Source organism: Myxococcus sp. CA033 (assembly GCF_013336625.1).
GTDB lineage: Bacteria > Myxococcota > Myxococcia > Myxococcales > Myxococcaceae > Myxococcus > Myxococcus llanfairpwllgwyngyllgogerychwyrndrobwllllantysiliogogogochensis.
Genome location: NZ_JABUMU010000012.1, coordinates 185,485 through 211,504 on the forward strand (window position 1 = coordinate 185,485; position 26,020 = coordinate 211,504).

Here is a 26,020-nt window from a genome sequence, read left to right on the forward strand (position 1 = left end):
AGTAGAAGTCGGATGGGATTGATGTACGGCCTCCTGCTCGCGCTCGTGCTGGGCGGACCCGGAATCGCGTCCGCCGAGCCTCCTGCCCGGATGACGACGCTCCGGGATTTCCACCACACCGCGTGGACGCAGAAGGATGGAGCCCCCTCCGGAATCTGGGCCATGGCCCAGACGGTCGACGGCTGGCTGTGGCTGGGGACGGCGTCGGGCCTGTACCGCTTCGACGGTGTCCGGTTCGAACGTCACGACTTGTTGCCCCCGGACAGCACCGCGTCGCGCTCCATCAGCGTGTTGCAAGCCACCACGAACGGGGACCTCTGGGTCGCGTATTCCTTCGGCGGCGCCAGTGTCCGCAAGGCGTCCGGGGAAATTCTCCAGTTCTTCCCGGGGGGCTTGCCCCAGGGCTCGCCCGTGGAGTCCTTCGAGGAGGATGGGGACGGGCGTCCGTGGGCCATCACCCCTCAGGGGCTCTACGTCTTCGAGCAGGGCGCGTGGTCACCCGGGGACCTCGGCTGGGGGCTGGCCCGGATTTATTGGAACGCGCTCACGCGGGACCGGAGCGGCGGACTGTGGGTGACGGGCGACGGTGGCACGTACGTGCTTCGTCCGGGGGCTCGCCGCTTCGAGCGGGTGGAGACGCCTGGGCCCACCCTGTGGGGAATGTGGCTGGTTCATGACGGCACCTTCTGGAAGGCCGACGACCAGGGGTTCAGTCCCCTGCGCGGCCTGGGTCTGCCCGAGCCCTCGGGCTCCGCTCCCGTCAGTCCCTTCCAGGGGGCGACCTCCCAGGACACGCTGTTCGACCGGGACGGCGCCATGTGGCTGTGTGGCTGCGTCAATGCCGGCATCTGTCGCGACGCGAAGCCCTCCGCGGTTGGCAAACCGTTCCAGCGCCGGGTGGTGACGGGCGATGTCTTCGGCGCGAGAGACGGGCTCTCGTCCGACGCGGCGATGACGCTGCTCGAGGACCGCGAGGGCAACATCTGGGTGGGTTCCCAGTTGGGGCTGGACCGCTTCCGCCGGAACGATGTGACGGCTGTCCGCTTCCCCACCCACGTCAACTACTTCGCGCTCATCGCCGACCGCGACGGCGGGATGTGGACGGGCAGCGCGACGCGCCTGAAGACCCTGGACAAGTGGTGGCGGCTGGACGCCGAGCCGGTCCTGGTTCCCGGCATCGAAGGTGAAATCACCGCGACCGCGCTGGACACGGACGGCAGCCTCCTCCTGGGCGGCTCCGAGGGCTTCTGGCGCTTCAACCCGGGCCGCATCGAGTCCCTGTCCCGCCCCGAGAAGGAGCAGGAGCAGCGCATCCAGGCCATCGTGCGCGACGCGGCGGGGAAGCTGTGGGTGTCGTTCCGTGCCTCGACGGTGTACCGGCTGGATGGCGACACGTGGACTCCGAAAGGCGGCATCGCGGCGCTCCCCGACCTGCCGCCTGCTCGCGCGGTGCTCGATGGCCAGGGGCGTGTCTGGTTCGGCTACAGCGCCAACCAGCTCGCCATCATGGAGGGCCCGCGGGTCCGCACGTTCACGGAAGCGCACGGCCTGCGCACGGGCACGGTGACCGCCATCCTCCCGGGGGAGACCACGCTGGTGGGCGGCGCGTTGGGGCTGGCCGCGTTCGACGGTGAGCGGTTCCGGCCGTTGCAGGCGACCCGGCCGGAGGCGCTGACGGGCATCACCGGCTTGCTGGAGACGAAGGACGGCACGCTGTGGCTCAACGGCCATGCGGGCGGCGTGCGCATCGCGGCGGAAGACCTGCGGCGGGCGCTGAAGGACTCGGCGTATCCGATGCCCGTCGAACTCTTCGACATGAACGACGGCATGCCGGGCGGCGCGCAGCAGGTCCGTCCACTGCCCACCCTGGTGGAGGGTGGAGACGGCAGGCTCTGGTTCGCCGCCGCCAACGGATTGGGCTGGATTGACCCGAGCCACATCCAGCGCAACTCCGTGGCGCCTCCCGTCGTGATTCGCTCGGTGGCGACAGGCGATTCGACGTACGCGTCGGCGCTCACGCTCCATCTGCCGCCGCGCACGCGGGAGCTGCGCATCGCCTACAGCGCGCTGGCGTTGGGGATGCCGGAGCGCGTGGTGTTCCGCTATCGGCTCCACGGCGTGGATGACGGCTGGAAGGACGCGGGCCAACGACGGGAGGCCACCTATACGAACCTGGGCCCCGGCCCGTATCGCTTCCAGGTGATGGCCGCCAACGAGGACGGCGTCTGGAACGAGCAGGGCGCCACGCTCGCCTTCGAAATCGAGCCGACCTTCTTCCAGACGGGTGCGTTCATCGCGCTGTGTGTCCTGGGCGCCCTGGTGGCCCTGTGGCTCCTGTATGCCTTGCGGCTGTGGCAGGTGACGCGGCGGCTGCGGATGCGACTGGAGGAACGGCACGCGGAGCGCGAGCGCATCGCCCGGGAGCTGCACGACACGCTGTTGCAGGGCATCCAGGCGCTCGTGCTCAACGTCCACGTGGTGACCTCGCGGTTGCCGGCGGGAGAGATGCGCCTTGGGCTCCAGAGCGCGTTGGACCGGGCGGACGACATGCTGACGGAGGGACGCGACAGGGTCAGCGCGTTGCGCGACACCCGTCAGGGTCAGGACGACCTGGCCGCGGCTTTCGCGTCGTTGATGCGTGACTTCGACGAACGGGAAGGGCCCCAGCTGCGCATGGTGGTCAAGGGCGCCGCGCGCACGCTGGAACCGCTGGTCGCCGATGAACTCTACCGCATCGGCCGCGAGGCCATTGGCAACGCCTTCGTGCATTCCCGCGCGCGCGAGGTGGAGGTCAGCCTGCTGTTCGAGCCCCCGGAGTTGCGGCTGTGCGTGCGCGATGACGGCAGTGGCATCGACTCCGCCACCCTGGACCAGGGTGGCCGGGCGGGCCACTGGGGCTTGCGCGGCATGAGAGAGCGGGCCGCGAAGGTGGGCGGTCGGCTGGAGATCGTCAGCCGCGAAGGCGCCGGTACGGAAATCGTCGTCGCGGTGCGCGCGGACCGTGCCTACCTGCGCCACCCGCTGGAGGGCTGGCGTCGCCTGTTGCGCCCGTGGTCGGGCCGTCGCTGACGGACTTCGTTCGGAAGCGGTGCTTTGCGTTCGTCCTTCGCACGCCCGGGCGGGTGGCGTGCGAGCAGGCCTCCCCAGGGAGTGGCGCCGTGGCCTCGCGAGCCCCACGCGCGGAGCCGTGGACCTGGGGGCCGGGCCATGTCAGACAGCCCTGGCACTGTGGTTCCCGGTAGCAGGACGGACGGGGCAGGGGCGGTGGTTGAAGGGAGTGCCATGGAGCAGCGACCCTTGTGGGAAGAGCCGACGGAGAGCGCGGCGGAGGCACCCTCCACCACGGGTTCCATGGCGGTGCGTACCTCGGGTGCGAGGCGTCGCCGGGAACTGTCCCAACCGGAACAGGCCGCTACAGTGCCGCCCGCAGTGAGCGAGAGTCCTCCCGTCCTGGCGTCCGTCGCCGTTGCTCGCCCCGTCCGGGGTGAATTCACGTACTCCGTGCCGGAGGCGCTCACGGGCCAGCTCGCGCCCGGGCAGCGCGTGCTGGTGCCCTTCGGCCGAGGCACCGCGCTGGGCTTCTACCTGGGGCCCGCGAACAAGCCCCTGGGGGAGAAGGTCCGGCTCAAGCCCATCCAGCGCGTGCTGGAGGACTCGCCCTCGTTGCCGAAGGACCTCATCGCGCTGTTGCGCTTCGCGGCCGAGCACTACCGCTATCCGCTGGGCGAGGTCATCCGCGGCGCCCTTCCTCCCGGGCTGTCGAAGCCCCTGGACGAGAAGGAAGCGAAGCCGGACGTGCAGCAGTTCGCGGTGGCGCTCGTGAGCGAGGTGCCGCCGGCGCTCGCTCGCGCGCATGCGCAGTCCGCGGTGCTCGCGTATCTGCTGGCCGTGGGGGGCAGTGCTCCGCTGGAGGAGGTGAGCCACGCCATCCCGGGCGCACGAGAACTCTTGAAGAGCCTGGCCAAGAAGGGGCTGGCTCGCATCGACGAGAAGAAGCTGGAGGCGGGGGTGAAGGAGGGCCTGATTCAGGGCCGGCCGGACCGCCTCACGCTGGAGCAGGACGCGGCGGGTGTCGAGCTGCGTGGGGCCCTGGACACAGGGGTGTTCCAGCCGTTCCTTCTCCACGGCGTCACGGGCAGCGGGAAGACGGAGGTGTACCTGCGCGCGGCGGAGCATGCGCTGTCCCTGGGCAAGGGCAGCCTCATCCTCGTGCCGGAAATCGCGCTGACGCCGCAGTTGGTGGGGCGCTTCCGCAGCCGCTTCGGCGCGGAGGTGGCGGTGCTGCACTCGGCGCTGAAGGACCGGGAGCGGCTGTTCCACTGGCAGGCGCTGCGCCGGGGCGACGTGAAGATTGCCGTCGGCGTGCGCTCGGCGGTGTTCGCCCCGGTGGAGAACCTGGGGCTCATCGTCGTGGACGAGGAGCATGACCCGTCCTTCAAGCAGGACGACAGCCTTCGCTACCAGGCGCGCGACCTGGCGGTGGTGCGCGGCAAGCAGGCCGGGGCGGTGGTGGTGCTGGGCTCGGCCACGCCGGCGCTGGAGACGCTGGAGAACGTGAAGCGCGGGCGCTACCGGCTCCTGGAGCTCAAGCGCCGCGTGGATGACCGGCCCATGCCCACCATCGAACTGGTGGACCTGCGTCAGGAGCGGCCCCGCGAGGGCATGGTGACGGAGGAGGCGCCCATCCTGAGTCCGCCGCTGCTGGCGGCGATGGAGGAGACGCTGGGGCGAGGGCAGCAGGTCATCCTCTTCCTGAACCGCCGGGGGCACAGCACGGTGCTCCTGTGCGAGGTGTGTGGGCTGTCGCTCAAGTGCAGTGCGTGCGACGTGTGCCTCACGCATCACCGCTCCCAGAACCGGGTGGTGTGCCACTACTGCGGGCTGGCGATGCCGGTGCCGGAGCGGTGCCTGGAGTGTACGGGCCCCATGCTGAAGCTGGGCATCGGCACCGAGCGGGTAGAGGCGGAGGTGCTGGAGCGCATGCCCACGGCGCGGGTGGCGCGGTTGGACAGGGACTCGGCGACGAGCGCGGAGCGGCTGACGGAGATGCTGGCGTCGTTCGCCCGGCGGGAGCTGGACGTGCTGGTGGGCACGCAGATGGTGGCCAAGGGGCACGACTTCCCGGGCGTGACGCTGGTGTGTGTCGTCATGGCGGATACGTCCCTGGCGATTCCCGACTTTCGAGCCTCCGAGCGGACCTTCCACCTGTTGACCCAGGTGTCGGGGCGGGCGGGGCGGGGCAAGGACCCGGGTCGGGTGCTGGTGCAGACGTACAACCCGGACGCGGAGCCGGTGAAGCGGGTGCTGGCCCATGACTTCGATGGGTTTGCCCAGCAGGAGCTGGAGTGGCGCAAGGCGCTGGCGTATCCGCCCTTCGCGCGCATGGCGTCCATCCGGTTGGAGGGGGAGCACCCGGAGCAGACGGCCAGCGTGGCCCGGCACCTGGGGAACCTCGTCACCAAGAACATGCCTCCGGCGTCGGTGGGGGTGCGGCTTCTGGGGCCGGCCCTGGCGCCCATCGCCAAAATCCGGGGCAAGACGCGCTGGCAGTTGCTCCTGAAGGGGCCGACGCATGTGGCGCTTGCCCCGCTGCTCGCCAGGGTGGAGGCGGCCCTGGTTGACGTTCCTTCGGCGGTGAAGGTCGTGATCGACGTGGATCCGGGGGCCATGCTGTAGACTCGGTGCCCCCCCATGGGCGCACCGGTCCTCCTCGTCCACGACGACATCGCCACCATCGCCGCAGTGCGGCGTCTGCTCACCCGTGACGGGCACGAGGTCATCCTCGCCACGTCCGCCGCGGATGCGCTCATTGCCTACGGGCATCACCTGCCGGCGCTCATCGTGCTGGCCCCTGGCGTGGAGAGTGGCCGGGGTCGGCTGGTGTTGGAGGAATTGCTCCAGCATCCGGATGGGAAGGGCGCCCGGGTGTTGCTCCTGGGCGAGGCCATCGAGGGGTTCAGTGCGCCGGTGGCGCCGCTGCCCCTGGATGGAACGAGCTTCGTGGCGCAGGTGGACACGCTCATCCGCGCGCCGTCGGAGGCGGACGCGTGGCATGTGCTGGAGAACCGGAGCCTGCCGGGAGTCCGAGGGGATGGGGTGGGAGGCGGGGAGGGCTCGGAGGCGTGGCACGCGACGGGGCCAGGGTCGGTGGCTGGGGACCCCACGCTGGCGAATGCGTTGTTCGGAGACCTGGCGCCGCTGCACCAGACGGACTGGGAGCTGGCGGCGATGACGCGCGAGGAGCGGACGGCGCGCGCCGAGGAGCGTGAGCATCGCTCGCCGCTCGACGTGCAGGCGACGCTGGAGCAGGCGCACCAGGAGGTGGAGGCCGCGGCGATGGCGTCCATCCAATCCGCGCGAGGAGGCGAGGACTGGGGTGCGGCCGTGGCGGGCGGCGAGGGCGAGGCTTTTGATGAGGGCGCGCTGTCCGCGGGCGAGATGTTCCGGGCGGAAGGGGATGACGCGGGCGCCGGGGCCGTGGCGAGCGCCGACGCAGGTGTTGCCGCTGATGCGTATGCGCCTGGCGCTGATGGCGGGGCTTCCGCCGAGGGCTACGGTGGTGCTTCTCCCGAGGGGCATGACGCAGGGGCGTACGGTGGCGGTGCCGCTCCCGAGGGTCATGACCCCGGTGCGTACGGTGGTGCCTCTCCCGAGGGTTATGACCCCGGTGTGAACGGTGGTGGTGCCGCTCCCGAGGGCTATGACCCTGGTGCGTCCGGTGGTGCTTCTCCCGAGGGGTATGACGCAGGAGCGTACGGAGGTGGTGCCTCTCCCGAGGGTCATGACCTCGGTGCATACGAAGGTGAGTCCTCTCCCGAGGGGCATGACCTCGGTGCGTACGGTGGTGCTTCTCCCGAGGGTTATGACGCAGGAGCGTATGGAGGTGGTGTCTCTCCCGAGGGTCATGACCTCGGTGCGTCCGGTGGTGCTTCTCCCGAGGGGTATGACGCAGGGGCGTACGGAGGTGGTGCCTCTCCCGAGGGTCATGACCTCGGTGCGTACGAAGGAGAGGCCTCCCCTGAGGGTCATGACCCCAGCACATACGGTGGTGCCTCACCTGATGGTCATGACGCAGGTGCGTACGGTGGTGCCTCCCCTGAGGGATATGACCCGGGGGCTGTCTCTCCCGAGGGTCATGACGCAGGTGCGTACGGTGGTGCTACCCCCGAGGGATATGACCCCGAGGCTGCCTCCCCCGAGGGGTATGACTCCGGTGCATACGGTGGTGCTTCTCCCGAGGGCTACGACCCTCGTGCGTACGGTGGTGCTACCCCCGAGGGATATGACCTCGGGGCTGCCTCCCCCGAGGGGCATGACTCCGGTGCATACGGTGGTGCTTCCCCCGAGGGTTACGACCCTGGTGGTGCCTCCTCGGAGGTTCATGCCCCCGGCGCGTACGAGGCGGGCACGGCGACTGGCTATGACTCCCCGGCGCATGGAACAAGCTCGGAGCCCTACAGCGAGGAGGGATATGAGGCGGGTGCGTATGGCGGAGACTCGCTGACGGGATACGACTCCACCGAGCCAGCCGGGGCCTCGGAGTCCTACGGCGCGGATGGCTCGACGGCGAGTGCCTACGAGCACGGAGGCGCGGGTTTCGCGGAGGGCACGCTGGGCCCGGACGCGTTGGCCGCGGCCGGCGGGCAGGACCTGGATGGTGCCGCGACGGATGCGCTGGATGAAGCGGCGATGGACGCGGCGTACGGGACCGACGAAGCGTCGACTGCTCCGAGCGCGGACATTGCTCCGGCGAGCGAAGGCGCATCATCGCTGGGACTCGAAGGGTGGGGCGGGCAGTCCGGGCAGGGAAATGTCGCGACCCCCGGGAGCTTGGATGATGCGTTCTCCGAGGGCTTCGCAAGCGCGGTGACGGGTGACGGGAGCCCGGGTGGAGTGAGTGGTCCTCCCACGGTCCTGTATGGCGTGAGTACTCCAGAAGCTGGGGCACTGACGGACTGGACGGCTGCACAGCCGGATGCGGGAGGTGAGGTCGAAGCCTCTCCGCCACTGGGGAGACTCGCCTGGACAGAGGAGGCCGTTTCCGCGCCGGCGTCACGGCCGGTGGCGGTGGCGCCTCGGCTCGGGGACGAGGGGTTCTTCGACGTCGACACTCCAGCGTCCTCGCAGGGAGATGCGCTCTCCGCGGCCGAAGCAGAGCTGGCCGCCATGCGCGATGTGGGAGCACGGCCGTCCGTGCCGCTCGAGGCCTCACCGTGGACGGAGTTGCCACCGGACCCCGAGGTCGAGAACTCCGCGAAGGATTTCGCCGAAGTCGACGATGTGTCTCAGGCGCCGAAGGGAGAGCCAGTCGCGGAGGCGTCGACCGAAATCGAATCCGCGCCGACCGACGGAGCGGAAGAGGAGAGCCTGCCCGCCTCGCCGTGGGACGTATTGGAGGCGGAGCTTCAGGCCAAGGTTCGACAGGATGACCCGACAGGTGCTCCCGTTGAGCCCCCGGCCGCAAGTGTTGGCGCGGACTGGTTTGACTCGGAGCCGGCTGGTGCGGAGGCTGCGGCGGTAGCGAGTGCTCCCACTGACGCAGCTTCGGTGGACGCATCGGCGAGCGAGCCCGAAGGGCAATCACGGGCCGAGGCCACCGATGAATCGGCGGACGGGTCTGGCGCGGAGCCAGGAGCCGAGGCCGCCGGAGCGAACGAGGCGACGGACTGGTCTGGCGCGGAGCCAGAGGCCGCCGGAGCGAACGAGGCGACGGACTGGTCTGGCGCGGAGCCAGAGGCCGCCAGAGCGAACGAAGCGACGGACTGGTCTGGCGCGGAGCCCGGAGCCGAGGCGTCTGGCGCAAACGAGGCGACGGACTGGTCCGGAGCAGAGCCCGGAGTCGAGGCCTCTGGCGCGAACGACTCGACGGACTGGTCCGGAGCGGAGCCCGGAGCCGAGGCAGCCAGAGCAAACGAGTCGACGGACTGGTCCGGAGCGGAGCCCGAGGCTGCCGGAGCAAACGAGTCGACGGACTGGTCCGGAGCGGAGCCCGGATCGGAGCCTTCCAGCGCGGATGTGGCCGGGGGCTGGTTCGATTCTGAAACAGGTGACGTGCAGTCTCCGACGGGCACTGTCTCCGATTCGCTCCCCACGGAAGTCGAAGGCGTCGCGTCGCTCGATGCGAGTCATCACGCCACGGATGCGGCTGTCCTCGCGGCCGACGGTGTCACGGCGACGGCGTCGGACGCCTCGGCGGGATGGTTCGACTCCGAGCCGGAGGGCGCCGCGCCAGTCGACTCGTCCCCTGGCTCTGTGTGGTTCGACTCGAACACGGCAGACACCGCCTCGGACGTGTCTGGCCAGGCAAGCCAGCACACGACGGCGCCGGGGGCTGAGTACTGGCCCGCGTCCACCGAATCGGAGTCGGTACACAGGGCGGACACGGAGCCTGAAGGCGCCGTGGAGGACACGTCCCTTCCCGAGTCGAACGCCCGGCCGGAGGAGTTCGAGAAGCAACTGGAGGAAGCGCATGAGCGCGTCCGCTCACTGAGGGCCTCGCTGGAGCAGGAGCTCGCGTTTCGTCAGGACGCCGAGCGTCGAATCGAGGAGTCGCGCGAGCTCAGCGAGTCCCTGCGAGGTGTCCTGGATCGCGAAGCGGCCCTGCGCGTGGAAGCCGAGGCCGTGCGCGACCGGAACGGAGAGCTGTTCCAGTCGTTTCAGGCGCGTCTCGCCGAATTGGAAGAGGAGCACGCGCGAGAGGCCACGCTGCGTGCGGAAGTGGAGCAGCAGCTCGACGAGGCTCGTGCGCGGGAGTCGGAGTTCGCGACGGCCCAGGCTCGAGAAGAGAGCCAGCGGCGAGAGCTCGAAGCGGAGCTGGAGCTGTCGCGGCGGCGAGAGTCCGAGCAGGACGTTCGGAGTGGCTCCGAGGTGGAGTCCCTCCGCACGGAGCTCGCGGACCTCCAGGAGCGTCTGGACGCGGCGGAGGCTCGAGCGGAAGCCGAGGCCCAGGCGCGTGCGACGGTGGACGCCGCCGCGAAGGCGGCCTTGGCGCGCATCGAGACGCGCGAGCAGGACTTCATCGAGCTGCGGGGCCTGCTGGATGCCGCGGCGACGGAAGCCCGAGAGCTCACGCGGTTGAGGGTGGAAGACCTCGCGCGAGTGGAGGCCAGGGCGAAGGAGGCGCTCCTCGCGAGGGACGATGCGCAGGAGCGTGCCGACCAGGAATCCCTGGCACGAGCCGATGTCCAGTCGCGTCTCGTGGAGTTGGAGGCGAGGCTTCAGGAGACGGAGACGCGAGAGGCGGCGGCGGCGCAGGCGCTGAAGGAAATCGAGATTCGGCTCGAATCCGAGGCGGCGGGACGGGTCGAGTCCGAGTCGCGTGCCGAGACGGAGGCGCAGTCACGTCGGAGCCTGGAAGCGCGCGTGAAGTCCGCGGAGGTGGCCCTGGTCGAAGCGGAGGCCCGGGCGGGAGCAGAGGCCCTGGCGCGAGCGGAGGCAGAGGCCCGCGCGGCGACGGCGGACGCGGAGCGAATCGAAGCGGAGACGCGCGCGAAGATGGAATCGCGTGCGCGCGCGGAGGCGGAGGCCCAGGCGGAGCTGGATTCCAGGGCGCGGAACGAAGCCGAGGTGAGAGCGGAGTCCGAGACCCGTGCTCGCGAGGAACTGGAGTCCCGGACGAAGGCGGAGGTCCTCGCGCTCGCGGAGCTGGAGTCCCAGGCTTCGACCGAGGCGAGGGAGCGTCTCGAACAAGAGGTCCAGGCCCGAGCCGAGGCGGAAGCCCGAGCGAAATCCGAGGCCAAGCACCGCGCGGAGGCCGAGGCACGCGCGGAGATTGAAGCCCAGAACCGAGCGGAAGCCGAGGGACGAGCAGAGTCCGAGGCGAAGCAGCGCGAGGAAGCAGAGGCGCGAGCGGAGTCCGAGGCGAAGCAGCGCAAGGACGCCGAGGCGCGTGCCGAGTCCGAAGCGAAGCAGCGCAAGGAAGCCGAGGCGCGTGCCGAGTCCGAAGTGAAGCGGCGCGAGGAAGCCGAAGCGCGGGCGGAGTCCGAAGCGAAGCAGCGTGAGGAGGCCGAGGCCCGAGCCGAAGCCGAGGCGAAGCAGGGCGAGGCCGCCGAGGCCCATGCGGAGGCCGAAGCCAGGCAGCGCACGGAGCTCGAGATGCGAGCGGAGTCCGAGGCGAAGCAGCGCGAGGACGCCGAGGCGCGGGCGGAGTCCGAGGCCCGACAGCGAGCGGAGTCCGAGGCTCGAGCGGAGTCAGAAGCACGGCTGCGAGCCGAAGCCGAGGCCCGAGCGGAGTCCGAAGCGAAGCAGCGAGCCGAAGCCGAGGCCCGCGCGGAGACGGAAGCACGCCTGCGCGCCGAAGCCGAGGCGCGAGCGGAGTCCGATGCGAAGCAGCGCGTCGTCGCGGAGACGCGAGCGGAGTCGGAGGCGAGGCAGCGCGCGGAGGCGGAGTCCCGCGCCGCGGCCGAAGCCGAGGTTCGGGCGGAGGCCGAGCTTCGCGCCCAGAAGGCCGCACAGGCGCTGACCGATGCGGAAGCGCGCGCCAAGACCGAGGGCCGTCACCGCACCGCGCTGGAAGTACGTCTGGACGCCGAAGCGCGCCAGCGCGAGGCCATCGAGACCCGCATCGAGGAACAGACCCAGGCGCGAACCGAAGCCAAGTCGCTGTCCGCCCGCCTCGCTGAGCAACTCGCCCAGCTCCAATCTCGCCTGGAGCAAACGGAAGCGGACCTGTCCCAGGTGCGGACGGAGCGTGAGGAAGCGCGCCAGTCCTTGGAGGCACTGCACGCGGAGAAGGCTCGATTGGAAGCGGACTCCGCGGAGGAGCGAGCCCGGTCCGAGCGCGAGCGCCTGGAGTTGGAGGAACGAGGCCACCGCGAGGCCGAGGAGGCCGCCGCGCATGCCCGTGCGGCCCTGCTCCCCCTGGAGGCCCCACCGGGGCGCCCCGAACTCGCGGTATCCCGCAGCGGCAGTGTCACCCAGGAGGGCCTGTCCCGACTGGTGCTCCGCCTCTGCGAGGCGCGCATGGAGGTGCGCCTGGAGCTGAAGGTGATGAACGCGCTGCGCGTGTTGTGGCTCCGGGATGGCTCGCTCGTGGGGGCCGTCTCGTCCGCGTCGGGTGAGTCGCTCATCGACCGTGCCCGCGCGGACGGCCTCATCGACGCGCGGCAGGAGGGCGAGCTGCGGTTGGTGCGCAGCGCCACCACCGGCGCGCTGCTCGACGCGCTCCGAGGCCGAGGCTATCTGCGCGAGTCCGAGTCCGTGCCTCTGGTGCAGCGCTACACGGAGCAGGTCTTCCTGGATGCCCTGGCCGAGCCCTCCACGCTGTACCGGTTGGTGCAGGAGCCGGCGCCGCACGAGGTGGCGCTCGCCGCCGCCACGCGCCCGCCGCTGTTCCTGCTGGCGGAGGCCCTGCGCAACACGCTGACCGCCGAGTCCCTGCTGGCGTCCGCTGGCGGACTCCGCGCCCGAGTCGCCCGAGGTGACCTGCACCTCGCGCCCGACGACTTCGGCCTGCCTCCCAAGGACTTGCAGCTGCTGTCCCAGGTGGATGGTGAGCACACGGTGGAGGCGCTGTTGTTGGGGGCGGGTGTGCCGCAGGACTCGGCCTTGAAGGCGCTCTCGGTGGCGAGGACGCTGGGGCTCATCATCCTGCGGCCCGCGGACGCGGATGACTCCGGAGAGCTACCGCCCGAGCTGGACGTCCGTCGGCTGGAAGCGAAGTTCGAGGAGATTCAGGACGCGGACTACTTCACCGTGCTGGGGCTGGCACGCACGGCGGGTAGCGAGGAGGTCAAGCGGGCCTACGAGCTGCTCGCCGCCGAGTTCCACCCGCTGCGTTTCGCGGGGCATCCGGACCCGGCGCTCCAGCACCGCGCGCAGCAGATTCGGGGTGTGTTGTCCGAAGCCGCCCAGGCCCTGGGGGATGACCGACTGCGCTCCGAGTACGCACGCAGCCTGCTCGACTGACAGGGGGTGGACGTCCCGTGCGCCGGGGCGGGGGCGGGCTGCCCGCACGGGGTTGCCCGTGCGCGCGGGGGGAGTTAAGAGGGCCTCCATGGTTCGTGAGATCCTCATCTGGCCCGACCCCATCCTGAAGCAGAAGGCCAAGCCCGTGACGAAGGTGGACGACTCCACCCGCGCGCTGGTGAAGGACATGTTCGAGACGATGTACGCCGCCGACGGCGTGGGACTCGCGGCGCCGCAGATTGGCGTGCTCCAGCGCGTCATCGTCCTGGACACCACGCCGCGTCAGCCCGAGTCCAAGCCCCTGGCGATGATCAACCCGGAGCTCGTCGCGCTCGAGGGTGAGACGACCTACAACGAGGGCTGCCTCTCCCTCCCCGGTGAGTCGGAGGACGTGGACCGCGCCGCCGTCGTCACGGTGAAGTACCTGGACGTGGACGGTCAGGAGCAGACGCTGCGCTGTGACGAGCTGCTCGCCATCGCCGTGCAGCACGAGACGGACCACCTGAATGGCACCGTCTTCGTGGACCACGTCTCCACGCTGAAGCGCGAGTTCATCCGCAAGCGGATGAAGAAGCTCAAGGCTTCGCGCGAGAGCGAGCTGAACCCTTCGGCTTCTCGGTAGTCGCTCGGGCCACGCCCTTCTTGGGGCACAGCTCGGCCACGACGCACCGGTCGCACTCGGGGGAGCGGGCAAAACACGTCCGCCTCCCGTGCCACACCAGGAGCTGGTGGCCTTTCGTCCACCAGGGGATGGGCAGCACGGACCGCATGTCCGTCTCCACCTTGTCCGGGTCCTCGTGCGTGGTGAAGCCGAGCCGGTACGCGAGCCGCTTCACGTGGGTGTCCACCGGGAAGGCATCGTCGCCGCCCAGGTGGATGCACACGACGCCCGCCGTCTTGCGGCCCACGCCGGGCAGCTCCGCGAGCGTGTCGCGCCGGAGCGGCACCTGGCCGCCATGTTCCCCCACGAGGATTTTCGCCGCCGCGACGATGTTCTTCGCCTTGGCGCGGTACAGGCCGCAGGTGCGGATGAAGGGCTCCACGTCGGCGGGTTGGACCTCCGCGTAGGCGTGGGCGTTGGGGAAGCGTTGGAATAGCGCGGGGGTCACCATGTTGACCCGCTTGTCGGTGCACTGGGCGGAGAGCATCACCGCCACGAGCAGCTCCAGGGGGGAGCGGAAATCCAGCTCGATGTGGGCATCGGGCATGGAGGCTTCCAGCCGCTCCATGACCTTCACCGCGCGCTCACGCTTCGCCGCCGTTGTCTCACGTCCGGGCACGCGGCCGTTGTATGTCACCCCTGTCGTGCCCCCAAGCCCTGGCTGTCGCCACCCCGCGGGAGAACCATGAAGCCCATCGACTTTCGCTCCGACACCGTCACCAAGCCCACCGCCGGTATGCGCCGAGCCATCGCGGAAGCGGAGGTGGGGGACGACGTCTACGGCGAGGACCCCACGGTGCTGCGCCTGGAGGCCCGGGTGGCGGAGCGGCTCGGGCTCGAGGCGGCCGTCTTCGTACCCTCGGGCACGCAGGCCAACCAGGTGGCCATCGGCGCGCACTGCCGGGCGGGGGACGAGGTGCTGACCGAGGCGGGCAGTCACATCCTTCACTACGAGGGCGGCGCGGTGCCGGCGCTGTGGGGCGTGCAGCCGCAGCCGCTGCCGGGTGAGCGGGGCTTGCTGACGCCGGAGGACGTGGCGGCGGCGGTGCGCGAGGACAACATGCACAACCCGCGCACGCGGCTGCTGTCGTTGGAGAACACGCACAATCGCGGCGGGGGCTCGGTGTGGCCGGTGGAGCGCTTCCGCGCGGTGGTGGAGGTCGCACGCAAGGCGGGGCTGGCGGTGCACCTGGATGGTGCGCGCCTGTTCAACGCGGAGGTGGCGGCGGGTGTGCCCGCGTCGACGTGGGCGAGGCTGACGGACACGACGTCGGTGTGTTTCTCGAAGGGGCTGGGGGCGCCGGTGGGCTCGGCGCTGGCGGGCCGCGCGGACCTCATCAAGGAGGCGCGTCGGCTGCGCAAGCGGCTGGGTGGAGGCATGCGGCAGGCGGGCATCCTGGCCGCGGCGGCGCTGTACGCGTTGGACCACCATGTGGAGCGGCTCGCCGAGGACCATGCGAATGCGCGCCGACTCGCGGCGGCGCTGGCCGAGGTGCCGGGAGTGAAGGTGGACACGGCGCGGGTGGAGACGAACATGGTGTTCGCGGAGTTCGACCGCCCGGCCCTGGAGATGGTGACGCTGCTGGGGGGACACGGCGTGCTGACGAACCCGGCGGGGGGACCGCGCTCGGTGAGGTTGGTGACGCACCTGGACCTGTCCGCGGCGGACATCGACGAATCGGTCGCGCGCATCCGGCGAGCATTGGCGTAGGCCGCCGGTCGCCACGCGGGGCTCAACGAAGGGGCGAGTTTTTCCGGGCAGCGAATCTGCCCGTCCCCCGGGGTTGCTTGCTCGCTTCCGCTCCGGGCGAAGCCGTGGCTGCTGGGCGAGGGAAGGCACCGAGCGGAGCGTGGTAGGCTCGCCGGGCCGTGCGTCGACTCCGCCTCCTCGCCTTCGTCAGCGTCTGCGCCTGCTCCACCCCTCGGTCGGAGCAGAAGATGAGCTTCGATGAGGTCTACGAGACCCCGGAGCGGTCCTCCGCGGAGCCGTCCTCGTCCCCTGTCCCCGAGGGTGTCCCCGCCCCGCCGGGTGGACGTGTACGCCTGGCCGCGCCCGAGCCCTCCATGGAACTCCAGGAGGCCCTGGAGTCCTTCAGGGAGCGGGCCCGTGGGCACCGTCGGAAGGTGGCGAGGGGTGGGCCCATGCCGTTGGGTCAGGTGGAGAGCTGGGAGCTGATGAACGGGATGTTGGATGCGTTCCTGGCGCGCGCGGTGGAGCGCACGGACTCCCGTGACGTGGAGCGAGCCCGAGGCGTCCTGGAGGCCGAACTGGAGCAGGACGGCAGGACGTATGGCGACATGCCTGGAGCCCTGGCGGAGGCCGTGGTGCTGAGGGTCGGGCGGCTCGCGGTGCGCATGGCGGAGCTGCGGCGGCTGGAGCATCCGGAGGAGGTCAACGGACTGCCCCGACTGGCCTGGCCCGTGGATCCGGTGACCATCACCAGCGTCTTCGGCCAGCGCTGGCACCCCATCCTGGGCGAGCAGCGGCGCCACCTCGGCGTGGACCTGGCGGCGAAGCAGGGCCAGGTCGTCTACACGGCGACGAAGGGCGTGGTGTTGCGTGCGGGGTGGAACGGCGACCACGGCCTCCAGGTGGAGGTGCAGCACGATGGGCGCTGGTTGACGCGCTACAGCCACCTGTCCCGGGTGCTGGTGGAGCCAGGGGAGATTCTCGAGCGGGGCCACGCGGTGGGACTGGCCGGCGAGACGGGGCTGGCCACGGGCGTGCACCTGCACTTCGAGCTGTGGCGGGATGGGGAGGTGATGGACCCCCTGGACGCGCTCGGTGACGAGGGTGAAGGGCGTCTGGAGGCGCCGCCGATGGCGCGGGGTGGTGCGGGCTTGTGAGCCCGCAACGCATCAGGGGCGCCACCGGCTTGAGGTAGCGCCCCTGAGGGGAGTGCCCGGTCCATCGCGAGTCCCTGGGACGCCACGGCATGAACCGGGGTGGCGTCAGCGACTCACAGCGAGTTCTTCAGCTCCTTGGCCGGACGGAAGCCAATGGTCTTCGAGGCCTTCAGCTTCATCATCTCGTTGGTCTGCGGGTTGCGAATCTTCCGCGCCTTGCGGGAACGCACCGACCAGGTTCCGAAGCCGGGGTAGCTGAATCGCGCGTCCTTCTTCACCGCCTTGCCGATGTTGGTGAAGACGATGTCGAGGATCTGCGCCGCCGACTTCTTGGTGAGACGTGTCTGCGCCGCCACCACCTCGACGAGCTCTGCCTTGGTCATTACGCCCCTCCGTCCTGCGTTGTCTGGCCTTGAATGCGCGTAAGCCAACCGGTGGTAACAAATCGCTCTTTTCCCTGTCAATGCTGACCGCGCTCCGAGGCCGGAAAATCGGCCTCCGGACGAAAAGTTGGCTCGGTGAAACACCGGGCGTAGACAGAGGGAGAAATCCGCACCCGAGACACCGACACACCGTGTGGAATCAGGGTGTCGAAAACAATTGGGTTGATCGTGATTTGAAGAAAGTCTTTGGGATTTCGATCACTTGGCGTGTGTTGCTGATCGCGCCTGGGTCGGGGTGGGCGGGAATGGACTAGGGTTTCCGCCTGCGTGCGCTTCCGAACGTTTCCGACGTTGATGATCCTGACGCTGGGTGCCTGCCGGGGCCCGGGGCTGCCCGTGGCCGGGGGAGTTCCCCCTGGGCGGGAGCAGGTCCGTGTCGAGGTGTGGGTGGACGCGGCGTGGTGGCGGCCCGGGGATGGTTCCAGGGAGAGGCCCTTGAGGTCGCTGGCGGAGGCGCTGGCCCGGCCGGGTCCGCTGACGGTGCACCTGGCGGCGGGAGCGTACCGGGGCTCCTTCACCCTGCCCGAGGACGTCCGGCTGGAGGGCGAGGGACCCGGCACGGTGCTGCTGGTGGAAGCCCCGCAGGGCACGGTGCTGCGCGCCGCCGGGCCATCAGGTGGGGCGGAGGGACCCGAGGAGACGCTGCCGAGCGCCGCCGGGCCATCGGGTGGGGCGGAAGGGCCTGCGAGTGATGGGCAGCGTGTGCTCCCGCCGATTTCTCCAGGCTTGCAGGGCTTGCCGTTTCGGCCCGAGGGGCATGGTGGCTTCCCGTGGACCTCCCCTGGGCAGCAGGGCGTGCCGTCTCAGTCCGTGGGGCATGGTGGCTTCCCGTTGAGCCCCTTGGGCCCGCGGGGCTTGGTCGCGGTGTCGAGTGGATCTCCGTTGAAAGCCACGGATCCTCAGGACCTTTCGTCGCCAGCCCCGGGAACGGGGGGAGTGCTGTTGCGGAACCTGGAGGTGCGGGGCGGAACCTGGGGCCTGGAGGTGACGGGCGGCGGGCGCGTCTTGGTGGAGAACGTGGGTTTCAGCGGCCAGCGCCAGGGCGCGGTGCGGGTGACCTCCGGAAGGTTCGACGCGGTGGATGCACGCTTCGAGGCCACCGTGTCGGAGACCGTGGGTGTCCTGCTCGACGCGCCCGAAGAGGCTCCGTCTCCACCGTCATCCCGGGACGCGTGGCTGCGAGGAACCTCCTTCACGGGTCCCTTCCGTCGCGCGGTCCGCGTCCGAGGTGCCGAGTCTCGGGTGCTGCTGGAGGACGTGCGCTTCACGGGGCCGGTGACGGCGGTGGGGATGGATGGTGGGCACGCGGAGGTCCGCCGTGCGGTGTCGGAAGGCGGCCGAGGCGCGGCCTTCTCGGTGGTGGAGGGCAGCCTGGTGATGGAGGACGTGCGAGTGCGGGGGCACGAACTCGCGGTCTCCGCCATGCGTGCGCTGCGTCTGGAGGTGCGGGGGCTCTTCTCAGTGGGCGCCGAACGGGCGGGATTGGGCGTGGTCGCCTCGCGCGGCGTGCTGCTGGAGGACGTGGTGGTGCGCGGCAGTGGCAGCCACGGTGCGTTCCAGCTCACGGGCTCGGAGGTGGAGGCGCGGCGCCTCCATGTGGAGGATGCCGCCGAGTACGGAGTGGTGGCGGTCGGCGGAAGCCTGAGGCTCATGGGCGGCACCGTGGTGGGCGTGCGCTCGGTGGATGGCATCACCGGAGACGGGCTGCACCTGCGTCAGGTGCGCGCGGATGTGGAGGGCGTGGTGATTCGGCGAACCACGGGGGCCTGCGTCCTCGCGGCGCAGAACGCGCGAGTGTCCTTGCGCGACGCGGAACTGGAGCAGTGCGGGCAAGCGGCGCTGCTGGTGGACACGCTCGCGAGGCTGGACGCCACGGGAGTGGAAGCGCGAGACAGCGGTGAGACGGTGCTGGCGGCGATGGGTGATGGTGACCTGCGCGTGGACGCGCTCCTCGTAGGGGGGGCCAGCCAGGGCCTCATCTGGGCCGAGTGCACGGGAGACACCCGGGTGAGACTGGGGCGCATCCGCACGGAGGACCGGAGGGGAGAGGAGGCGCCGTGCGTGGAGCGCCTCGCCGAGCCTCGGCCCGGTCCGCGCTGATCACGCGGGAGGTGGCGCGGGCGCGTCGGCGGAATCCAGGGGCGTGGCGTGCTTCTCCAGCCACTCGCGGATGACGGGATACACCTCCTGGGGCGCGCCCTTGCCGAACACGAGGTCTCCGTGCCCGTAGTCCAGCGCGTCTCCCCGGTCCCTGCCGAAGACGTGCAGCGTGCGGTCCTCGGCGGTGACGAGGGCGAACTGGCTCTCCACGTTCTCGGCGGTGGCCAGCCGGTCCGCGCTCCCGCCCATGACGAGGATGGGGAGCTGGAGGCGGGAGATGCCGGCGCGCCAGTCACGGGTGCGGTCGAACGAGCGGAACGCGTCATGCTCAATCCAGTCCTGGAACTGGAGCAGCACCTTGCGGCTCATCGACGACATCATGTTCGCGTAGACCTGCCGCTGGATGCGCGGAGGGATGTGCAGGGGATTCACCACCAGGTCCGACAGCGGGAGCGTCACGTAGCCGAGGAAGGGCGCGAGGCTCGCGCTCATCCACTCCTGCCGGAAGCGCGCGGGCCATGCCGCGCGGACGCCCAGCGAGATGAGCGTGCGCAGGAAGGGCTCTGACTTGAAGTGCACGGGGGCGCCGAGCGTGAGCAGTCCCGACAGCTTCGCCCCTTCCGGGCCTTGCGCCAGGGCATAGCCCACGAGCCCTCCCAGCGAATGCCCGAGCCAGAAGGCCCGCTTCGCGCCCGTCTCCTTCAGGGCCAGCTCCAGCAGTGCGGGGCCGTCCTGGAGGATGTGGTCATCGATGGTGAAGTCCGTGTACCGCCGGCCACGGGGGGGCAGGCGCGAGTGCCCGGTGCCGCGCCATTCGACGCTGAAGCAGTCGAAACCCGCCTCCGCCAGATAGTGGGCGACGGAATAGGGGGGCTCGAAGTCGAAGGTGTACCGGTTGGCGGCCAGTCCATGGCACAGCAGCACCGGCTCCTCGAAGCGCCGCACGGGGGCGCGCCGGGCGTGGACCGCCAGCTCCCATCCATCCGCGCACTGGGCCTTGAGGGCCTGGGGCAGCGGGGTGCGCAGCCGGTACCACCTCCGGACGAGCGCCACCCACAGGACATTGCCCATGACCACGACCAGGCTGGCGACCAGCACCCACACGACCCATCGCCAGTCTCCCATGTTGCCCTCCTGGATGACCCCTCGGTCTGACGGTGCCTCGAATAAAACCCTGCTAAGGTCCGTTCACCCGCCGTCCTGTTGCCAGGAACTCACGGGCATCAGAGGAAGTCGAGGGAGCGATGAAGTTACGGAAACTGATGTTCGTGCTGCCGAACCTCTTCACTGTCACGTCCATCTTCTGTGGCTTCTACGCCATCACGCTGTGCGCGGGTGAAGCGGGTCCTGTCCAGCTCTATCAGGCCGCGCTGGCCATCTTCTTCGCGATGTTCTTCGACGGGTTCGACGGTCGCGTCGCCCGGTTGACGAAGACGCAGAGCGACTTCGGTGTGCAGCTCGACAGTCTGGCGGACGTCGTCTCGTTCGGGGCGGCTCCGGCGCTGTTGGTCTACAAGTGGGCGTTGGCGCCGCTGGGTTTCGCGGGGCTGTTCATCTCCTTCGCGTTCGCCGCGTGCGGCGCGCTGCGGCTGGCGCGCTTCAACGTGCTGGCGGCGCGCAATCCGCATGGCGGGGGTGGGCGCTTCTTCGTGGGCCTGCCGATTCCCCTGGCCGCAGGCATGCTCGTCTCGGTCATCATCTCCCACCACGTGGCCTCGCGAGGCGAGCCGTTGCACGAGTCGGCCGTTGTCCCGGTGGCGGTCGCGGTGGTGGGACTGGCGCTGCTGATGGTGTCGACGGTGCGTTACCGCACCTTCAAGGACACCCGTCCCAGTCGCAAGAGCGCGGGTGTGTTCACGTTGATGGTGGTCGGCGGTGTGGCCATCGCGACGCAGTACCATCCCGCGTGGTTGTTGGTGGCCTGCTGTGGTGCGTACCTCGCGCTGGGGTTGGTGGAGTCCGCGGTGCAGGTGCGCACGCATCTGGCCGCGCGCAAGGTGGCCGCCGGCTCCACGGCTGTCGCCGCCGTCATCGACGACGAGGATGATGACGAAGAGGCCGAGGACGGTACCGGTCCGGGCAACGACGGGCCCGCCTTCCTCTGACCGAACGAGCGGAGTCGGAGCCCTCCTTCTGGGCGGCCGACACCCGCTCGACGACGCCACGGCGCGAGTGCCGAGACCTCGCCCGAAGGCGGCCCTCGCCGTGCAGACGTGCCCGGCACCGAGGAAGCAGGCGCGAGCCCGCGCCGAGGGAAGGCGGGCGTCCGGACGCGGTCCTGGCGGGTGAGCGAGCGCGGAGATGCTTCCGTCCGTGCCGAGGCTGACAGGTGCCGCTAGGATGCGCGACCCATGCGCGTCGAGTTGCTGTGCACTGGTGACGAGCTGGTCACCGGCCTCATCACGGATACGAACAGCACCTACCTGGAGGCCCGTCTCTTCGACTTGGGCGTCAAGGTGGAGCGGGTGGTGTTGGTGGGCGACGTCCGCCCCGACATCACCCAGGCGTTGCTGGAGGCGTCGTCCCGGGCGGATGTGGTGGTGGTCTCCGGCGGGTTGGGACCCACCGCGGACGACTTCACGCTGGAGTGCGCCGCCGCAGCAGCGGGTGTCCCGTTCGAGGAGGACGCACGGGTGCTTGGCTGGCTGCAAGAGCGCTATGCGGCCCGGGGTCTCCCCATCAATCCGAGCGCGCTGCGCATGGCCCGTATCCCTCGCGGCAGCGAGCCGGTACGCAATCTGGTGGGCTCCGCGCCCCTCGTCGTCCTCACCCTGGGACGTTGTCGCCTGTTCTTTCTGCCCGGGGTGCCGCGCGAGTTCCGCGCCCTGCTGGATGGAGAGGTGCTGCCACGCATCCAGGCGGAGCTGGAGGCCAGACCCGGTCGAATCTTCCGTGCCTTCCGCCTGTTGCGTACGGTGGGGCTTCCCGAGTCGGAGATGGACCTCGCCGTGGCGCCCCTGGCTTCGAGCCACCCCCGGGTGGTGTTCGGCTTCCGAACGCACGCACCGGAGAACCACCTCAAGCTGATGGCGGAGGCGCCCTCGCAGGCCGAGGCTGATGGTGCGCTGGCGGCCGCCGAGGTCGACTGCCGACGGGTGTTGGGTGCCCGCGTCTTCGGCGCGGACGGGGACGAGTACGCCCCGGTGCTGCTGGATGTGCTGGGCCGCGCGGGTGCCACGCTGGCGACGGCGGAGAGCTGCACGGGGGGCCTCATCGCCCAGTGGCTCACGGCGGTGGCGGGAGCCAGCACCGTCTTCGTCGGAGGGGCGGTGGTGTACTCGGAGAAGATGAAGTCCGCATGGGTGGGTGTTCCACCCGAGATTCTCGAGCGTCATTCCGCCGTGTCCTCCCAGACGGCCATCGCCATGGCCGAGGGCGCGCGTGCCGCCTGCGGCACCACATATGGCTTGTCCGTGACAGGGTACGCGGGGCCTGGGGGAGGAACTCCCGAGGACCCCGTGGGCACCGTGTACTGCGCGCTCGCGGGCCCGGACCTGGTGACCCGGTGTGAGCGCATGTCCTTTTCCGGAGACAGAGAGCGCGTGCGGCTCTTCGCTGCCTCCCACACGCTGGAGATGCTGCGACAGCACCTGCTGTCCGCCGCCCGCCCATGAGTCGCTCCAAGTCCAAGCGCCAAGAGCCATCCACCCCCGAGCCCGGTGTGACGGGCCCGGCCCCAGAGGAGTCGGCCATCCCAGCTCCCGAGTCGCCCGCGGAGGCCACTGCCCCCTCCACGCAGAGCGCGCCCTCGCTTTCGGGAGGCGCGCCCGGTGCCATGCTTCGCGTGTGGTTCGCCGCCTACCGCGTGGAGGTGCTGCTGTTCGTGGTGGCGTTCGTCGTGCTCTCGAGCTTCAGCTCCCAGCGCTTCCTGCGCCAGAGCGCGGCGCCGCACTTCATCTACCAGGCCCAGTCGTGGTTGGAGGGGCGGCTGGACGTGGACCCCCAGGTCCTCCCCAATCTGGAGGACTGGGCCTGTGTGCGTCAGATGGGTGGCGAGAAGGTCCGCTGCGAGGGCCGGCCGCTTCCCGATGACCGCTGGTTCGTGAGCTTCCCATCCTTCCCCGCCGTGGCGATGCTGCCCTTCGTCGCGCTGCACGGGTATCAGTTCAACGACACCTCGTTCGGCGTCATCGTTGGCGCGTTGGCGGTGGCGCTCTTCTATTCGCTGCTGCGCTTCCTGGCGAAGGAAGGTGAAACGGCGCGCACCCGCGATGAGAACGTCGTGCTCGCGCTCACGCTCGCCTTCGGCACGTTGTTCTTCTACTGCGCGATACGTGGCGAGGTGTGGTTCAGCGCCGAGGTCATGGGCGTGGCCCTCACCTGCCTCTACGTGCGCAACGCCCTGCGTGCCCACCGGCCTGTTCTGGCCGGAGTGTTCTTCTCCATGGCCACGCTCACCCGCACGCCGCTGTTCTTCGCGGGCCTCTTCTTCGTGCTGGAGGCGCTGTGCCCGGGCCCCGGGCCTCGGCTGGAGCAACTCAAGGCCCTGGGGCGCAACTGGAAGCCGGCGGCGCGGAAGGTGGGCCTGTTCGCGCTGGGCGCCGCACCGCTGGGGCTGCTGGCCGCTGGCTACAACGTGTATCGCTTCGGCCGATTGAGCGAGTTCGGCCACGCCTTCCTCTTCAACAACCGCGTCAACGTGGACATCGACCGGTGGGGCCTCTTCCACTGGGAATACCTGGGGCGCAACCTGGAGGCCGCCTTCCTCAAGTGGCCGTCGCTGTCGCTGGCGCCGCTCAAGCTCGGCTATGACCCCCGAGGGCTCACGTTGTTGCTGACGCTGCCCTTGCTCGTCTTCCTGCTGATTCCGAAGCTGAGACCGCGCCTGCACTGGCCGCTGTGGCTCACCGTGGCCGTGTGCGCGCTGCCAGGGCTCTTCTACCAGAACACGGGTTACATGCAGTTCGGCTTCCGCTTCAGTCTGGACTACACGCCCTATCTCTTGCTGCTCTTCGCCATTGGCGGCTGGTCGCTGCGCCAGCGCGTGGTGCTGGCGACGCTGGCGCTGGGCGTGCTGGTGAACTTCTGGGGCGCGGTGGCCTTCCGGGGCTACACGGAGCTTGTCCGGAACTGGTAGGGCAGTGGAGCCCGAGGACTTGAATCCCCCAGGCTCCGCGCGCAGATAGAAAGAGGCCATGCAACCTCCCACCGGACAGCCTCCTGCCGGCAAGCGCTGGCACACCCGCGAGGACAGCGGCATCCGCCTCGATGCCCGCCTGCGCTGGTGGCACGACGACGAGCCCATCGAGCATCCGAAAATCATCGAGCTCTTCAACGCTTCCCTCATCCTGGACGACACGGGCCGCTACCAGCTCCGCATCGGCAATGACTGGTGCTTCGTGCAGGTGGCGGATGCCGCGTACGAGGTGCGGACCGTGGACGTCACGCCGGAGGAACGCGTGTCCATCCGGTTGAGTGACCGCACCGCCGAGGTGTTGGACCTCTCCACCCTGGCCGCGGAGTCCGATGGGGTCCTGACCTGTCGCGTGAAGCAGGGCAGGGCCAAGGCGCGCTTCTCCCGGGACGCGCAGTACCAACTCGGCCAGTTGTTGGAGCCGGCTCCCGAGGGTGGGTTGCTGTTGTGCGCGGGTGAGCGTCGCTATCCCGTGGCCCTCACCCTGGATGAGCTGGCTGGCTAGGCCGCTGCCTCCACGGGCGCGGTGGGGCAGGGGAGGGGCGGCGTACCCGCCAGTTCCCGGGCCAGCGTCTCCAGGGCGTCGGGGTGCTCACGCAGCCATTCCACCGCGCGTTCCCGTCCCTGTCCGATGCGCTCTCCCCGCAGGCTGAAGTGGCTGCCGGCCTTGTCGATGAGGCCCGAGGCCACGCCCAGGTCGAGCACCTCGCCTGTGCGGTGGATGCCGCTGCCGTACAGCAGGTCGAACTCCGCTTCCTGGAAGGGCGGGGCGACCTTGTTCTTCACCACCTTCACGCGGGCCCTCGAGCCCACCACGGCGTCTCAGTCCTTGATGTTGCCCGTGCGGCGAATCTCCAGCCGAACCGAGGAGTAGAACTTCAAGGCGTTGCCGCCCGTGGTGGTCTCCGGGTTGCCGAACATCACCCCAATCTTCATGCGAATCTGATTGATGAAGACGATGCAGGTGCCCGAGCGACTCACCGCGCCCGTGAGCTTGCGCAGGGCCTGGCTCATCAGCCGCGCCTGCACGCCCATGTGCGCGTCTCCCATCTCCCCTTCGATTTCCGCGCGGGGCACCAGCGCCGCCACCGAGTCCACGACGATGAGGTCCACGGCTCCGGAGCGCACGAGTTGCTCGGTGATTTCCAGCGCCTGCTCACCGGTATCCGGCTGTGAGACCAACAACTCCTCCACGCGCACGCCCAGCTTGCGCGCGTAGTGGATGTCGAGCGCGTGCTCCGCGTCGATGAAGGCCGCCACGCCTCCCGCAGCCTGGACCTGCGCAATCGCATGCAAGGTGAGTGTCGTCTTGCCCGACGACTCGTTGCCGAACACCTCCACCACGCGCCCTCGGGGATAGCCGCCCACACCGAGGGCCCGGTCGAGTCCCACGGAGCCCGTCGGAATCACCGCGACCTTCTGTTCGTGCGCGTCAGCCCCCAGCGTCATCACCGAGCCTCGCCCGAACTGCTTCTCGATGGATGCCACCGCCGCCGCCACTGCCTTCAGCTTCTCCGTCAGCTTGCTCATCGACACCCTCGCCGCCCTGTCCTTGTGACTGTGCTGCGTTCCTTCTCCTCCGGATGGAGGTGACGGACGCATCGGCGTGGGGATGAGCAACGTGCATGCCGGGGGCGTGCTCCCCTGGAGCGCGCGTGACGAGGTGTCCGCGAGGCCGGTGGAGTGTCCCGGATGGTGGAGGGTGCGCGCGGCGAGCCCGCACATGTCCTTCGGGCCCCGACAGGCTCGGCGCGCGTCTCCGGGGCGGACACCTCCATTGCACCGCCGATGTCCCGGTGCCATCGCGGGAGAGCCACACGCGCGTCGCCCGATACCCCCCGCGAAGCCGCGGTGAGCGGGGACTGCATGGGCTTGCAGATGAGACTGTGGGGGCTCCCAGTCTTTCGCTTAATGCCTCGCATTATCGTG

General features: G+C 69.9%; 14 protein-coding genes and 1 pseudogene. 11 read left to right on the forward strand and 4 right to left on the reverse strand.

Going from position 1 to position 26,020, the window contains the following annotated elements:
• Window positions 1–12: 12 nt before the first annotated feature.
• From HUA78_RS26250 to def, 4 genes are all read left to right on the forward strand, one after another.
• Complete coding sequence (locus HUA78_RS26250) at window positions 13–3,069, forward strand: sensor histidine kinase (RefSeq protein WP_174477397.1); 3,057 nt, start codon at window positions 13–15, stop codon at window positions 3,067–3,069.
• A gap of 213 nt (window positions 3,070–3,282) precedes the next feature.
• Window positions 3,283–5,676: a primosomal protein N' gene (priA, locus tag HUA78_RS26255; protein ID WP_174462901.1), complete on the forward strand. Its 2,394-nt coding sequence runs from the start codon at window positions 3,283–3,285 to the stop codon at window positions 5,674–5,676.
• Between the two features lie 15 nt (window positions 5,677–5,691).
• On the forward strand, window positions 5,692–12,906 hold the full coding sequence (locus HUA78_RS26260) for a DnaJ domain-containing protein (protein ID WP_174477398.1): 7,215 nt from the start codon (window positions 5,692–5,694) through the stop codon (window positions 12,904–12,906).
• A gap of 88 nt (window positions 12,907–12,994) precedes the next feature.
• A complete protein-coding gene (def, locus tag HUA78_RS26265; protein WP_141648714.1) occupies window positions 12,995–13,528 on the forward strand; it encodes a peptide deformylase in 534 nt (177 codons plus the stop codon).
• Here the strand turns inward: def and nth are convergent.
• Complete coding sequence (gene nth / locus HUA78_RS26270) at window positions 13,482–14,186, reverse strand: endonuclease III (RefSeq protein WP_141648713.1); 705 nt, start codon at window positions 14,184–14,186, stop codon at window positions 13,482–13,484. The genes def and nth overlap by 47 nt on opposite strands.
• 66 nt (window positions 14,187–14,252) lie before the next feature.
• On the opposite strand from nth, the gene ltaE reads away from it, so the two are divergent.
• Together ltaE and HUA78_RS26280 are read left to right on the forward strand one after the other, a co-directional pair.
• Window positions 14,253–15,278 (forward strand): low-specificity L-threonine aldolase, encoded by a 1,026-nt coding sequence (ltaE, locus tag HUA78_RS26275; RefSeq protein ID WP_174454803.1) that lies wholly within the window; start codon window positions 14,253–14,255, stop codon window positions 15,276–15,278.
• A gap of 158 nt (window positions 15,279–15,436) precedes the next feature.
• Complete coding sequence (locus HUA78_RS26280) at window positions 15,437–16,414, forward strand: M23 family metallopeptidase (protein ID WP_141648711.1); 978 nt, start codon at window positions 15,437–15,439, stop codon at window positions 16,412–16,414.
• 113 nt (window positions 16,415–16,527) lie between these two features.
• Here HUA78_RS26280 and HUA78_RS26285 read toward each other — a convergent pair whose 3' ends face one another.
• Window positions 16,528–16,797: an HU family DNA-binding protein gene (locus tag HUA78_RS26285; protein ID WP_002635502.1), complete on the reverse strand. Its 270-nt coding sequence runs from the start codon at window positions 16,795–16,797 to the stop codon at window positions 16,528–16,530.
• A gap of 495 nt (window positions 16,798–17,292) precedes the next feature.
• Between HUA78_RS26285 and HUA78_RS26290 the strand changes: the two genes are divergently transcribed.
• The gene (locus HUA78_RS26290; RefSeq protein WP_254623905.1) at window positions 17,293–18,957 is read left to right on the forward strand and encodes a proline-rich domain-containing protein; all 1,665 of its coding nucleotides are present in this window, start codon (window positions 17,293–17,295) and stop codon (window positions 18,955–18,957) included.
• Here HUA78_RS26290 and HUA78_RS26295 read toward each other — a convergent pair whose 3' ends face one another.
• The gene (locus HUA78_RS26295) at window positions 18,958–20,082 is read right to left on the reverse strand and encodes an alpha/beta fold hydrolase (RefSeq protein WP_141647768.1); all 1,125 of its coding nucleotides are present in this window, start codon (window positions 20,080–20,082) and stop codon (window positions 18,958–18,960) included. It lies immediately after the preceding gene.
• A 119-nt stretch (window positions 20,083–20,201) separates the two neighbouring features.
• Here HUA78_RS26295 and pssA point away from each other — a divergent pair, with 119 nt between their 5' ends.
• From pssA to HUA78_RS26315, 4 genes are all read left to right on the forward strand, one after another.
• Window positions 20,202–21,062: a CDP-diacylglycerol--serine O-phosphatidyltransferase gene (pssA, locus tag HUA78_RS26300; protein WP_141647767.1), complete on the forward strand. Its 861-nt coding sequence runs from the start codon at window positions 20,202–20,204 to the stop codon at window positions 21,060–21,062.
• A gap of 246 nt (window positions 21,063–21,308) precedes the next feature.
• Window positions 21,309–22,571, forward strand: a complete 1,263-nt coding sequence (locus HUA78_RS26305; protein ID WP_174467751.1) for a CinA family nicotinamide mononucleotide deamidase-related protein — start codon at window positions 21,309–21,311, stop codon at window positions 22,569–22,571.
• Window positions 22,568–24,034 carry a hypothetical protein gene (locus tag HUA78_RS26310; protein WP_174467752.1) on the forward strand — a complete coding sequence of 489 codons (1,467 nt, stop codon included), beginning with the start codon at window positions 22,568–22,570 and terminating at the stop codon, window positions 24,032–24,034. Before HUA78_RS26305 ends, HUA78_RS26310 begins: the two co-directional genes overlap by 4 nt.
• 58 nt (window positions 24,035–24,092) lie before the next feature.
• Window positions 24,093–24,596: a DUF1285 domain-containing protein gene (locus HUA78_RS26315; RefSeq protein WP_141647764.1), complete on the forward strand. Its 504-nt coding sequence runs from the start codon at window positions 24,093–24,095 to the stop codon at window positions 24,594–24,596.
• Here the strand turns inward: HUA78_RS26315 and recA are convergent.
• Window positions 24,593–25,621: pseudogene (gene recA, locus HUA78_RS26320) on the reverse strand (recombinase RecA). The gene HUA78_RS26315 and the pseudogene recA sit on opposite strands and share 4 nt — an antisense overlap.
• Window positions 25,622–26,020: the final 399 nt, after the last annotated feature.

What these genes read in the sequence shown, in the direction of transcription:
- HUA78_RS26250 (WP_174477397.1), top strand. Translation starts at nt 13, where the DNA reads ATGGGATTGATGTACGGCCTCCTGCTCGCGCTCGTGCTGGGCGGACCC.
- priA (WP_174462901.1), top strand. Translation starts at nt 3,283, where the DNA reads ATGGAGCAGCGACCCTTGTGGGAAGAGCCGACGGAGAGCGCGGCGGAG.
- HUA78_RS26260 (WP_174477398.1), top strand. Translation starts at nt 5,692, where the DNA reads ATGGGCGCACCGGTCCTCCTCGTCCACGACGACATCGCCACCATCGCC.
- def (WP_141648714.1), top strand. Translation starts at nt 12,995, where the DNA reads ATGGTTCGTGAGATCCTCATCTGGCCCGACCCCATCCTGAAGCAGAAG.
- ltaE (WP_174454803.1), top strand. Translation starts at nt 14,253, where the DNA reads ATGAAGCCCATCGACTTTCGCTCCGACACCGTCACCAAGCCCACCGCC.
- HUA78_RS26285 (WP_002635502.1), bottom strand. Translation starts at nt 16,797, where the DNA reads ATGACCAAGGCAGAGCTCGTCGAGGTGGTGGCGGCGCAGACACGTCTC.
- HUA78_RS26295 (WP_141647768.1), bottom strand. Translation starts at nt 20,082, where the DNA reads ATGGGAGACTGGCGATGGGTCGTGTGGGTGCTGGTCGCCAGCCTGGTC.
- pssA (WP_141647767.1), top strand. Translation starts at nt 20,202, where the DNA reads ATGAAGTTACGGAAACTGATGTTCGTGCTGCCGAACCTCTTCACTGTC.
- HUA78_RS26305 (WP_174467751.1), top strand. Translation starts at nt 21,309, where the DNA reads ATGCGCGTCGAGTTGCTGTGCACTGGTGACGAGCTGGTCACCGGCCTC.
- HUA78_RS26310 (WP_174467752.1), top strand. Translation starts at nt 22,568, where the DNA reads ATGAGTCGCTCCAAGTCCAAGCGCCAAGAGCCATCCACCCCCGAGCCC.
- HUA78_RS26315 (WP_141647764.1), top strand. Translation starts at nt 24,093, where the DNA reads ATGCAACCTCCCACCGGACAGCCTCCTGCCGGCAAGCGCTGGCACACC.